Origin of the sequence: Faecalibacterium sp. OM04-11BH, from assembly GCF_003482185.1 — a bacterium.
GTDB classification, from domain to species: Bacteria; Bacillota; Clostridia; order Oscillospirales; family Ruminococcaceae; genus Faecalibacterium; species Faecalibacterium tardum.
Genome location: NZ_QULS01000026.1, coordinates 1 through 12,335 on the forward strand (window position 1 = coordinate 1; position 12,335 = coordinate 12,335).

The following is a 12,335-nucleotide window of genomic DNA, read 5'->3' on the forward strand; positions in this document are numbered from 1 at the left end:
GTAGTCGCCGACTTAACAAAGAGCTCTGAGATGAAAGTCTCGGGGCTTTTTTGTTGCGTTTCAGGACAGAAAATAGTATTATAAAAGCAGAACCTTATACTTTCTACAGATTTTCCTGTTACACTGGATGCATAAAAGGAAAGGAGATTCTGTATGGACAAATTAACGAAAAAAGGGCTGGACGGCACCCAGCTCAAGACCATCGCGCTGGCGCTGATGGTGCTGGACCACATTCATTATTTCTTCGAGTTCACCGGCTGTATCCCGACGGTGTTCAGTATGCTGGGGCGGCTCAGTGCGCCGCTGTTTCTGTTCTGCACGGTGGAGGGCTTTGCCCACACCCATGACCGCAAACGGTATTTTATCCGCATCTGGGCTATCGGTGCAGCCATGGCGGCGCTGGAATTCTTTATGATCTACGCCAAAGCCTTCCGGCGCGGGGATGGTTTCTACCCGCTGAATGCCATTTTTCAGGACCTGATGCTGCTGTGCATCGTCTGGCAGGGCATCGACTGGCTGCGGGAGAAAAAGCTTGCAAAAGGCATTGCTGCCATTGCCGCCGTTTTATGCTGGCCGTATGTGGTGGTAGTATTTCTGCTGCTTTTTCCCCAGGTGCAGGAGATGCCCATTGCCTCGTCTGTGGTGGCCTTTGTCATCACCAGCCCGCTGCCCATGTGGACGGCTATCACGGATGGCAGCTGGAGTTTTCTGCTGGGCGGTGTGCTGCTGTATGCATTGCGTGGACGGCGCAAAATGCAGCTGACGGTATGGGCACTGGTGATTTTCCTGTGTGACTTTGTGCTGACCTTTGGGATGGCTTGCCGACAGGAGGGTTTTGTGTGGACGCAGATGTTCACCGACAACTACGAGTGGTTCGGCGTAGCGGCGGTGCTGCTGATGCTGCTGTACAACGGGCAGCGCGGCAGCGGACACAAGCAGCTGTTCTACTGGTTCTACCCCGCCCATGTGTACCTGCTGTATGGGGCATCTTGCTTTGTTTATAACGTGTTGAGGTGATCTTGTGGCAAACATTCTGGCCGTGGATGACAATTTAGAGCTCTGCAAGCTGATCCGCACCACTTTGGAGCGGGACGGCCACCGGGTAGAAACGCGGCAGGCGGGCAGAGATCTGACCGAAGCGCTCTGCCGCTGGGCAGACTGCATCCTGCTGGACGTGATGATGCCCGGGGAGGACGGCTTTGCGGTCTGTCGGCGCATCCGCAGCCTGACCGAAGCCCCTATCCTGTTTCTGAGTGCCCGCACCGACGAGGCTGCTGTGTTGGAGGGGCTGGGCATCGGGGCAGATGACTTTTTGTCCAAGCCCTTCCGGGTGGCTGAGCTGCGGGCGCGGGTGGCGGCACATCTGCGGCGGCAGAGCCGCACCCCGGCGCACCGGATGGTGCGCAGCGGCGTGGCCTTTGACCTGACCGCCCGGAGCGCGGCGGTGGAGGGGAAGGTGCTGCCGCTGACCCGCTCGGAATATGCCATCTGCGAGTATCTGGCGCTGCACGCCGGGCAGACCTTTACCAAGGAGCAAATTTACGAAGCGGTTTTTGGTATTGACGGCACTGCGGACGACACCGCCGTGACCCAGCACATCAAAAATATCCGAGCAAAGCTGCGAGCGGCGGGCGTGCCGGAGCCGGAAAAGCTGCTCAATACCGTATGGGGCGTGGGGTACCGATGGAAAAGCGAAGACTGACCTCTCTGCGCAGCGTGCTGCTGCAATATCTGGTGCGCACGGCGCTGGCCTGCCTGCTGGTCGCGGTGGGGTGGCTGCTGGTGCTGATGCTGTGGATCCAGAACGGCGGGCTGTTTCTTCCCGCGAATCAGGCTGCACAGGCCTGCCAGAAAGCCGCACAGGACATTTTGCCGGGCATGACCGCCGCCACCTTTGACGAGACGCAGCTGGACTCCTTGTGCCGGTACGCCCTGTTTGCCGCGCCGGACAGCAGCAAGGTGCTGGCCACCAACATGGATGCCGGGCACTTGCAGCGGGCAATGGAGTACCGGCAGGGGAAAACCCGCTGGCATTTTGGCTACACGCAGTATTATATGACGTCAAAATTGCAAGACGGAACGGTCTGCTTGCTGCAATTTGACTATGCCGTGCCCTACGCCGACCCTGCGCTGCGGGGCGTGCTGCCGGATATGCAGACCGTGCACTGCATTCTGGGCATTCTGCTGTTGGTAGGCGCGGTGGTGTGGAGCACCCACAGGACAGGGCGCTTCCTGACCCGGGAGACCGAAAAGCTGACCGCCGCCGCGCAGGCGGTGGCGCGGAAGGATCTGGACAGCGCGGTATTTTCCGGCGCGAAGGTGCGGGAGTACGAGAGCACTTTACAGGCGCTGCAGACCATGGGCGATGAACTGACCGGCAGCTTGCAGAAGCAGTGGGCCATGGAGCAGCGGCAGCGGGAGCAGATCATTCAGCTGTCCCACAAGCTGAAAACGCCGCTGACCATCATCGAGGGCAACGCGGAGCTGCTGGCAGAGGATGACGGCCTGACCGCAGAGCAGAAAGCGCAGGTAGAGTCTATTTTGCAGGGCGCAGAGCAGACCCGCACCTATCTTGGTAAGATCCGCGCCGAGGTGCAGACTCCGCTGCGCTATAAACGGAATGTAGAATGATGGAAAAATAGACGAATTGGAGCATATTTCGCTGCATTTTGTTTCCGAAAACCATGAAAAGAGCTTCCAAAACGTCCGCAGGCGTTCTGGAAGCTCCATAAAAATGCTTATTCTAGGTTAAAGGGCTGCTGCACGTTTTGTGCAGCAGCCCTTTGCTCGTTTTACTGTTTTGTCAGCTGTTTGTCCAACCAAGCGGCAATGTCCGCGAAAACCTCCAACTTGTTGGTCTCCACCAGCAGCTCGTGGCGGGCACCGGGGTAGAAGATGCTTTCAATGTTCTGCACACCGGCGTCCTTCAGGCTCTGGATGGCGCGGCGCACGCCCTTGCCCTGCTCGCCCACCGGGTCGGCATCGCCGGAGAGGAAGAGCAGCGGCAGCTCCTTGGGCATCCGTGCCAGAAAAGCCGGGTCGTGCAGGCGCAGAATGCCGCTGAACATACTGTAATAGGCGTTCAGCGTAAAGGTAAAGGTGCAGCGCTCCTCGGCCAGATACTTGTCCACCTCAGCCTGATCGCGGTTGAGCCAGTCGTGGGTGGTGCGGCCCTCCAGCCCCTTGTTGTAGCCCATAAAGGAAAGGTTGGCCACAAGGCTGCTGCGGTAGTGCCAGCCGTGGAAGGCTGCCAGCACCCGGCAAAGGGTCTTGGCAACCTTGACCAGTGCCTTGGGCTGGAAGCCGGTGCCCATGATGATGGCACCGTTCAGCTCCCGGCCATACTCGCACAGATACTGCCGGGCGTAGAAAGAGCCCATGCTGTGTCCCAGCAAAAAGTAGGGCAGATTCGGGTACAGCTCCTTGGTCAGCACGGTTACGGCGTGCAGGTCGGCAAGGACGGCGCGGTTGCCGTCCGGTTCGGCAAAATAGCCGTAGTCCTCCTTGGTGCGGATGGAGGCACCGTGCCCCAGATGGTCGTGCCCGGTGACCAGAATGCCCCGGTCGGCCAGATATTCCGCCAAGGGGCGGTAGCGGTCGATGTACTCTACCATGCCGTGGGACAGCTGCAGCACCGCCCGCACCTGCCCCTCCGGGACGCAGCGAAAGCCGTGCAGGGTGCGCCCCGGCACGGTGGAGGGAAGGGTAAAGTCGATGAACTGACTCATGAGAAAGGGGCCTCCTTTCTGCGTTACAGTGCGCTGAGCTTACGGCGGCAGGCGGTGCAGATGCAGTAGCCGCCAAACTGGATGGCCTGCTCGTCTACCTCTCCGCAGAAATCGCAGCTGCCGGAGGGGCGGTACTTTTTCAGGACGATGGCGTCTCCATCCACAAAGATCTCCAATTTGGTGTCGGTGTCGAGGTGCATACTGGTGCGCAGCTCCTTCGGCAAAACGATCCGTCCCAGCGAGTCAATGCCGCGAACGATGCCAGTGCTTTTCATAATGTGTCATTCTCCTTCACTATTCCTATTTAGCAACCACTGACACAATAGGAAAATTGTGCCAGCGCCGATAAGCTTAGTATACAAAAAATAGCAGCTTTCGTCAATGATTGCGTGCTGATTCGACAAAAAACAACCTTTTGCACATAAAGGTGGGGGAGAACCCTTTTCTGTGAAAAGAGGGTCAGGAAAGTCCGCGGACTTTCCTGACCCTCAAAATTACAAATAATTCTTCCTTATCGTCTCAGCTCAGCTCCACAGGGGCTTCGGGCTGGTTCTCCACGCGGGCGCTGGTGCGACCCTCGGGACGAATCTCGCCGGCAGCGGTCAGCGAGAGCTTGGTCAGGGTGGGGCCTACCAGCTCGTACACCAGCACTGAGAACAGCACCACGTTGCGTACCATGTGGCCGTCCGACAGCTCGGCGGCAGTGGCAGCCATGCCCAGCGCTACGCCGGCCTGCGGCAGCAGGGTGATGCCCAGATATTTCTGGATGGCGGGGCTGCAGCTGGTGGCGCGGCAGCTCAGGAAGGAGCCGCTGATCTTACCGGCAGAGCGTGCCGCAATGTACACCACGCCGATGAGCAGCACCATGGGGTTGGTGAGGATGGTCAGATCCAGCTCCGCGCCGGACAGCACGAAGAACAGGATATTGATGGGGGACACCCAGCGGTCCAGACGGTCCATCAGCTCATCCGAGGTGGGGCAGACGTTGCAGAATACCGTGCCGGTCATCATGCACACCAGCAGCAGCGAGAAGCCGCAGCGGGTGCCGTTGATCTCGAACTTGGTCATGGACAGGCCCACGGTCAGCAGCACAAAGGCCACCGACAGACTCATGCGCTTGGAGCGGGAGTGGAAGTAGACTTCCAGCAGGTTCAGCAAATAACCGGCGGCAGCGCCCAGCGCCAGCGAGAGCGCGATCTCCAGCAGCGGCTCCAGTACCACGCTCACAGGGTCGATGCGGCCCTGCTCCAGCGCGTTTGCCACGCCGTAGGAGGCCGAGAACAGCACCAGACCCACGGCGTCGTCAATGGCGACCACCATCAGCAGAAGTTTGGTCAAAGGGCCATCGGCCTTATACTGCTTGACCACCATCAGGGTAGCAGCGGGTGCGGTAGCGGCGGCGATAGAGCCCAGCGTGATGGCAGAGGCCAGCGAGATGACGTCCGGGCGGGCAAAGTGCAGGGCAACGAGGGCGATATCCACCAGCGCGGTGGTGATCACCGCCTGCGCAATGCCCACGGTCACGGCGCGGCGACCCATGTGCTTCAGGGCGCTGAGACGGAACTCGTTGCCGATGACGAAGGCGATGAAGCCCAGCGCCACCTGCGTGATAATGCCGTAGCCCTCCACGGCAACAAGGCTGCCAAAACCGAAGCCGAAACGGCTCAGTCCCAGCCGACCCAGAAAGAAGGGCCCCAGCAGCAGGCCGGTAAGCAGATAGGCGGTGACGGCGGGCAGACGCACGGCCTTAGCAGCGCGTGACATGAGCAGACCGGCGATCAGGGCAAGGGACAGACAGATCAACATTTGTTCCATAATGTGGTTTGTATTGGGTGCGCAGCCAAAGGCCGCAGCACTCGGTTCCTCCTTGTCAAAAAAGTATCGAACTCCTGTGTGAAATCCAGTGCGGGGTCAAAATGGGAAAACGTATCCAGTATACCGGAACAACGGAGGAAAAGCAACCATCCTGCGCGTTTCGTACAGACTTTGGCACGAAAAGATATGTTTACCCCCTGAGCTTCGCTTTGCTCAGCAGATTCCCCAAGGGGACGGCTGAACCCTCTCAGTCACGCCTGGCGCGGTAGCGCCTGAGAGGGTTGGCGTCCCCTTGGGGAAGGTGGCTGCGACCAACGGGAGCAGACGGAAGGGGCTCCCTCAAACAAAAATCCCCCCGTCATTTAAGATGACAGGGGGAAAACGATGCTTTTAGTTGAACTTGAAGATCTTGCGCAGCTGGCGGTAGGTGGCTACGACCACCTTGTCGCCGCCGGGGAAGCGCAGGTCGGTCAGACCGCCAAGGTTCACGCGCACAGCGCGGTAAACGCCGGGGGTAACGTGATCCTTGAGGTACTGCCACAGCTCTGCCTTTTTGGCGTGTGCCTCGGCGCTGCCGTCCAGCAGCAGAAAGATGTCACTGACCGCCATCATGACCGACAGGTAGTGCACCATGTAGGCGCGCAGACGCTTCTGACCCTTGAGCGCGTCCAGATCCTGACAGTCGATCATGTGCTTTGTGACCCGCAGCTGCTGGTCCACGCGGCCGATCATCACGCTCTCGTTCACGCTTTGGTCTGCGCGGCCGATGAAGTAGCGGTACAGATCCAGATCCATATAGTACATGCTCTTGACGTAGGGCAGGGGCTGGTACACAAAGATATTGTCCACATAGAAGGTGTGCTTGGGCAGCACCATGCCGCACTGGCGCAGCACCTCGGTGCGGTACATGACCGAGTGCATCAGCAGGTTCTGATCCGGGCGGAAGCGCCGGACGTGCACCCAGTCGAACAGGCGATTCTGCGGGAACACGTTGGTGTAGCGCACGGTATGGCTGGTGCCGTCCTCCACATGCTCGTACACATAGTTGCAGATCATCAGATCCGGCGCGGTGCCGCGGGCTACCAGCGTGGTCAGACGCTCCAGCACCTTCTTCAGGGCGTCGGTGTCCAGCCAGTCGTCGCTGTCCACTACCTTGTAGTACAGGCCGGTGGCGTTGCGGATGCCCTGATTGACACCCTCGCCGTGGCCGCCGTTCTCCTGATGGATGGCCTTGACGATGGTGGGGTACTTTGCGGCGTACTCGTCGCAGATGGCGGGGGTGTCATCCTTGACGGAACCATCGTCCACCAGAATGATCTCGGCCTGCTCGCCTGCGCTCAGCAGCGTTTCGATGCAGTGACGCATATAGGCTGCCGAGTTGTAGCAGGGCACGGCAAAGGTGATAAGTTTCTGCTGCATATTATAAATGCTCCTTTTTACATTGCATAATCCATGCCGGGCAGTCTGCGGGGGCATGGAGATATGTGTTCTCATTATAGCATTTTCGCGCCTGAAAAGCTATCCTTCCCGGGCAGAAAGAGTGGATATTGCACATTTTTGCGCAAAGTGACGCTTTTTTCTGCCAAAAGTATCGGTTTTGTGGTATACTGATAAGGTTTTGAGCGATCGGCGCGTCAGCGCACCTACTTATATAACGGAGGAGACCATGGAAAACCCGCACAGTATCCTGAAAAAAGTTTTCGGCTACGACAGCTTCCGCCCTGGGCAGGAGGAGATCGTCAGCCGCCTGTTGGCCGGGCAGGATGTGCTGGCGGTCATGCCCACCGGCGCGGGCAAATCCATCTGCTATCAGGTGCCGGCGCTGCTGCTGCCGGGCATTACCATCGTGGTGTCCCCGCTGGTCAGTCTGATGAAGGATCAGGTGGGGGCGCTGGTGCAGGCGGGCGTGGCGGCGGCTTTTCTGAACAACAGCCTGACCGACAACCAGAAGGCGCTGATGCTGCACCGCGCCCGGGAGGGCTGGTACAAGATCATCTATGTGGCACCGGAGCGGCTGGAGATGCCGGGCTTCCAGCGGTTCGCGCAGGAGCGGCAGATCAGCATGGTCACGGTGGACGAGGCGCACTGCATCAGCCAGTGGGGACAGGATTTCCGCCCCAGCTATCTGCGCATCAAGGAATTTGTGGACAGCCTGCCCAGTCGCCCGGTCATGGGCGCGTTCACCGCCACCGCCACCGCCCATGTGCGGGAGGATATCCGCACCCATCTGGCGCTGCAAGCGCCCTACGAGGTGACCACCAGCTTCGACCGCCCCAACCTGTACTTCGAGACCCGGCGGGCACTGCCCAGCCAGAAGCCCAAGGAGCTGCTGGAATTGGTGCTCAAAGAGGGCAATCATGCGGGCATCGTGTATTGCAGCACCACCCGGCAGGTGGACGAGACGGTGCAGCTGCTGCAAAGCCGCAGCATCCGGGCGGCAGCCTACCACGCAAAACTGGATGCGGACACCCGGCGGCAGAATCAGGACGATTTCCTCTACGACCGGGTACAGGTGATGGTTGCCACCAATGCTTTCGGCATGGGCATCGACAAGCCCAACGTGCGGTTCGTCATCCATTATAATATGCCAAAGGATCTGGAAAGCTATTATCAGGAGGCCGGGCGCGCTGGGCGCGACGGTCAGCCCGCCCGGTGCACCCTGCTGTATTCCGGCACGGATGTGCGCACCATCCGCTTTTTCATCGACAAGGAGCGGGAGGCCGACAACGGTCTGCCTGCGGATGTAAAGGCCGAAGCCGCCCGCAAGGCAGAGGAAAGGCTCAAGTACATGACCTTCTATTCCACCACCCAGCACTGTCTGCGCGGTTTTCTGCTGCAATACTTCGGGGAGGCCGCGCCCAAAAAGTGCGGCAACTGCTCCTGCTGCCTTGCCGCCGAGCAGGAAGCGCAGCTGCAGGTGGAATACGCCCGCCGCCGTGCCGCCCAAAGCGCCGACCGGCTGGAAAAGCCCCGTCGCGCAAAGCCCGCCGCAGCGGGCAGCCTGAGCGAAGCGGACGAAAAGCTGCTCAATGCCCTGTATGCGGTGCGCAAGCGCTTGGCAGGCAAGCAGAACCTGCCCGCCTTTATGGTGTTCAACGACGCCACCCTGCGGGAGATGGTAGAGAAAAAGCCCATGAGCATCGACGAGCTGCTGAACATCAGCGGCGTGGGCGAAAAGAAAGCCGCCCGCTACGGCAATGCCTTCCTGCGCGTTATCGAGGACGCTGTGGGCAGCCGGGAGTGAGAAAAGAAAGAAGCCGCTGCACAGTCTGTGCAGCGGCTTCTTTTGATGTGGGATGATTTCGAATGGCCTCCGCGTTGCTTTGGCCATATTCAGCGGAAGAATTATTTTTAATAGAGCGTTTGTCGCGGCCTGCGGGCCGCGACAAACGCATTTTCACGAGAAGGAGTTCAGCACCGCTTACCGTTCCATGGTATGGGTGGCGAACACCTTTTCGTCCTCCCACCACACGGGCTGCCCGGCGGCAAGGGACTTGGGCACATCCAGCAGGCGCTGGTTGCGGCTGCCGCGGAAGCGCAGGGAGATGTCATGCTCGGCCTGCACGAATCTGCCGTCCACCAGCACATCCAGCAGTGCCAGCAGCTCGTCGGTCACCTCGCACCGCGCGGGACTGGGCTCTTTGCCGGTAAGTTGTTCCCAAGTATAGCCGGAGTAGCACCACACCGTCTTGGCGGGGTACAGCGCCTTGAAGTTGCGTACAAAGGGCAGCAGCTCCCGCTGGTTTTCCGGCTCAAAGGGTTCGCCGCCCAACAGGGAGAGCCCGGCGATATAGTCCGGCTGGCAGGAGGCGAATATCTCGTTGCGCACGGTCTTATCAAAGGGCTGACCGTAGGCAAAGTCCCATGCCACGGCGTTGAAGCAGCCCGGGCAGTGGTGGCGGCAGCCGGACACAAAAACGCTGGTGCGCACCCCGGGGCCGTTGGCGATATCGTAATATTTGATGTTTGCGTAGTTCATGCTCATGTTCCTGTCGTTTGCTGAAAAGATATTTGGAGCGGCCTGAAGGCCGCTCCAAATATAAATCATAAATAAATTTTGGCGTTTTTTACAGATGCAGCACGCGGTCCTTGATCTCCTGCGTGCGTCCCTGGTTCCAGAACTGAGTGCCGATATAACCGCAGGTGCGGCGGGCAACGTTCAGCTTGTTCTGGTCGCGGTTGCCGCACTTGGGGCACTCCCACACCAGCTTGCCGTCATCCTCCACGATCTTGATCTCGCCATCGTAGCCGCACACCTGACAGTAGTCGGACTTGGTGTTCAACTCGGCGTACATGATGTTGTCGTAGATGAACTGCAGCACGCTTATGACGGCTTCCAGATTGTCCTGCATGTTGGGCACTTCCACATAGCTGATGGCACCGCCCGGGGACAGGCGCTGGAAGTCGGCCTCAAACTTCAGCTTGGTAAAAGCGTCGATGGGCTCGGAAACATGGACGTGGTAGCTGTTGGTGATATAGTTCTTGTCCGTGATGCCCTTCACGATGCCAAAGCGCTTTTGCAGGCACTTGGCAAACTTGTAGGTGGTGGATTCCAGCGGGGTGCCGTAGAGGGAGTAGTCCATGTTCTCGGCTTTCTTCCACGCGTTGCACTTGTCGTTCATGTGCTGCATCACACTTAATGCAAAGGGCTTGGCACCGGCATCGGTGTGGCTCTTGCCGGTCATATACTTCACGCATTCGTACAGGCCGGCATAGCCCAGACTGATGGTGGAATAGCCGCCGAAGAGCAGCTTGTCGATCTTTTCGCCCTTCTTCAGGCGTGCCAGTGCGCCGTACTGCCACAGAATGGGGGCAGCATCACTGGGGGTGCCCAGCAGCCGCTTATGGCGTGCCTGCAAAGCCCGGTGGCACAGATCCAGACGCTCGTCAAAGATCTTCCAGAACTTTTCAAAGTTGCCGCCGGAGCTCAGGGCAACGTCCACCAGATTGATGGTGACCACGCCCTGATTGAAGCGGCCATAGTACTTGGGCTTGCCGGTCTCGGGGTCCACATAGGGGGTCAGGAAGCTGCGGCAGCCCATGCAGGTGTAGCAGTGGCCCTCGCCATTCTTGTCCACCTTGAGTTCCAGCATCTTCTTTTCCGAGATATAGTCCGGCACCATGCGCTTAGCAGTGCACTTTGCGGCCAGCTCGGTCAGGTAGTAGTAGGGGGCGCCGGGGCGGATGTTGTCCTCTTCCAGCACATAGATCAGCTTGGGGAAGGCAGGGGTGATCCACACACCGGCCTCATTCTTCACGCCCTGATAACGCTGCCGGATGGTCTCTTCGATGATGATGGCAAGGTCGGCCTTTTCCTGCGGGTTGCGGGCCTCGCCCAGATACATGAACACGGTAATAAAGGGTGCCTGACCGTTGGTGGTCATCAGAGTGACCACTTGATACTGGATGGTCTGCACGCCGCGGTTGATCTCGTTGCGCAGACGGCGCTCCACGATCTCCTTCTTGCGCTCGGCAGAGACGCCCAGACCTTCCATCTCCAGTTCCACCTCAGCGGCGATCTTCTTGCGGGAGACGTCCACAAAGGGAGCCAGATGGGTCAGGCTGATGCTCTGGCCGCCGTACTGGTTGGAAGCTACCTGTGCAATGATCTGGGTGGCAATGTTGCAGGCAGTGGAGAAGCTGTGCGGCTTCTCAATATAGGTACCGGAAATAACGGTGCCGTTCTGCAGCATATCTTCCAGGTTCACCAGATCGCAGTTGTGCATGTGCTGGGCAAAGTAGTCGGAATCGTGGAAGTGGATCAGACCCTCCTGATGCGCCTTTACGATCTCCGGGTCCAGCAGCAGACGGGCGGTCAGATCCTTGGAGATCTCGCCGGCCATATAGTCGCGCTGCACACTGTTGACGGTGGGGTTCTTGTTGGCGTTCTCCTGCTTGACCTCTTCGTTCTGGCACTCGATCAGGCTCAGGATGCGCTCGTCAGTGGTGTTGGTCTGGCGCTTCAGGCTCTGGACGTAGCGGTAGGTGATATAGTGGCGTGCTACATCGTGCGCCTGAATGTCCATCAGCTGGTTCTCCACCAGATCCTGTACTTCTTCCACGCTGACCGCGCGGTTGAGCTGCTGGCACTGGTCGGTAACGGCTGCAGCGATCTGGGTGATCTGCTCCCGGCTCAGACGAGCCTGACCGCCCACAGAATCGCTGGCTTTGGTAACGGCGGTGATGATCTTGGTAATATCAAAAGGAACTTCTGCACCGTTTCGTTTGATGATCTTCATCGGTTCTCCTCCTTCTATATAGGCGCATTGTGAACGGGTACCTCTTATCATAAGAGATACCCGTCTGCGCACAACGATATCCAACAAACTGAATGTAACTCTATTTTATCATTATCTAGTGGCAAGTCAAGCAAAATACCACTATATTTTGCGTTTTGTAGCAATCGCCAAAAATAGCAGATATTTTTCGGGACAAAATTTTGCACGGAAACTCTTGACAGCACAGTATGCTTTCCGTCGGGTAATATAAGCCACAGTCTATACCTGCTTGGGCTTCGTACTGCCTATATAATGTAATAATATAGGGGCGAACCCTCTCAGGCGCTGCGCGCCAGCTCCCCCGAAAGGGGGAGCTTTTATGCATCTTCCGGTCAGCGCCAATAAAGCTCCCCCCTCGGGGGAGCTGGCATCGCGCAGCGATGCCTGAGAGGGTTCTTTGCGGTTGGAGTTTTGCCCCCAACCCCCCCCCGCGCAAAGAAATTAGAAAAAAGATGTCAAAAAGTGTTGACAAGTGCCCCGGGGTGTGGTATTATACTTGAGCGCCAAGCGCTGA

10 protein-coding genes are annotated in these 12,335 nt (G+C 58.5%); 4 read left to right on the forward strand and 6 right to left on the reverse strand.

Annotation, left to right across the window (positions count from 1 at the left end; genetic code table 11):
* The first annotated feature begins 153 nt into the window (after positions 1–153).
* From DXB44_RS13705 to DXB44_RS13715, 3 genes are read left to right on the forward strand one after another with little or no spacing between them, the layout of a single operon-like run.
* Positions 154–1,017 (forward strand): TraX family protein, encoded by an 864-nt coding sequence (locus tag DXB44_RS13705; protein ID WP_118659047.1) that lies wholly within the window; start codon positions 154–156, stop codon positions 1,015–1,017.
* 4 nt (positions 1,018–1,021) lie between these two features.
* On the forward strand, positions 1,022–1,702 hold the full coding sequence (locus DXB44_RS13710; protein WP_118659048.1) for a response regulator transcription factor: 681 nt from the start codon (positions 1,022–1,024) through the stop codon (positions 1,700–1,702).
* The gene (locus DXB44_RS13715) at positions 1,684–2,631 is read left to right on the forward strand and encodes a histidine kinase dimerization/phospho-acceptor domain-containing protein (RefSeq protein ID WP_118659049.1); all 948 of its coding nucleotides are present in this window, start codon (positions 1,684–1,686) and stop codon (positions 2,629–2,631) included. Before DXB44_RS13710 ends, DXB44_RS13715 begins: the two co-directional genes overlap by 19 nt.
* 161 nt (positions 2,632–2,792) lie before the next feature.
* On the opposite strand, the gene DXB44_RS13720 is transcribed toward DXB44_RS13715, so the two are convergent.
* The 4 genes from DXB44_RS13720 to DXB44_RS13735 all read right to left on the reverse strand — a co-directional run bounded on the left by DXB44_RS13720 (position 2,793) and on the right by DXB44_RS13735 (position 6,962).
* The gene (locus DXB44_RS13720) at positions 2,793–3,728 is read right to left on the reverse strand and encodes an alpha/beta fold hydrolase (RefSeq protein WP_118659050.1); all 936 of its coding nucleotides are present in this window, start codon (positions 3,726–3,728) and stop codon (positions 2,793–2,795) included.
* Between the two features lie 23 nt (positions 3,729–3,751).
* Complete coding sequence (locus DXB44_RS13725) at positions 3,752–4,003, reverse strand: AbrB/MazE/SpoVT family DNA-binding domain-containing protein (RefSeq protein WP_118659051.1); 252 nt, start codon at positions 4,001–4,003, stop codon at positions 3,752–3,754.
* A 244-nt stretch (positions 4,004–4,247) separates the two neighbouring features.
* The gene (locus tag DXB44_RS13730; protein ID WP_118659052.1) at positions 4,248–5,543 is read right to left on the reverse strand and encodes a cation:proton antiporter; all 1,296 of its coding nucleotides are present in this window, start codon (positions 5,541–5,543) and stop codon (positions 4,248–4,250) included.
* A gap of 390 nt (positions 5,544–5,933) precedes the next feature.
* The gene (locus DXB44_RS13735; RefSeq protein WP_118659053.1) at positions 5,934–6,962 is read right to left on the reverse strand and encodes a glycosyltransferase family 2 protein; all 1,029 of its coding nucleotides are present in this window, start codon (positions 6,960–6,962) and stop codon (positions 5,934–5,936) included.
* 247 nt (positions 6,963–7,209) lie between these two features.
* Between DXB44_RS13735 and DXB44_RS13740 the strand changes: the two genes are divergently transcribed.
* Entirely contained in the window at positions 7,210–8,787 is a 1,578-nt protein-coding gene (locus DXB44_RS13740) for a RecQ family ATP-dependent DNA helicase (RefSeq protein WP_118659054.1), read from the forward strand.
* Between the two features lie 177 nt (positions 8,788–8,964).
* On the opposite strand, the gene nrdG is transcribed toward DXB44_RS13740, so the two are convergent.
* The gene (gene nrdG / locus DXB44_RS13745; RefSeq protein ID WP_055187051.1) at positions 8,965–9,522 is read right to left on the reverse strand and encodes an anaerobic ribonucleoside-triphosphate reductase activating protein; all 558 of its coding nucleotides are present in this window, start codon (positions 9,520–9,522) and stop codon (positions 8,965–8,967) included.
* 88 nt (positions 9,523–9,610) lie between these two features.
* The gene (gene nrdD, locus DXB44_RS13750; protein WP_118659055.1) at positions 9,611–11,782 is read right to left on the reverse strand and encodes an anaerobic ribonucleoside-triphosphate reductase; all 2,172 of its coding nucleotides are present in this window, start codon (positions 11,780–11,782) and stop codon (positions 9,611–9,613) included.
* Between the last annotated feature and the right edge of the window lie 553 nt (positions 11,783–12,335).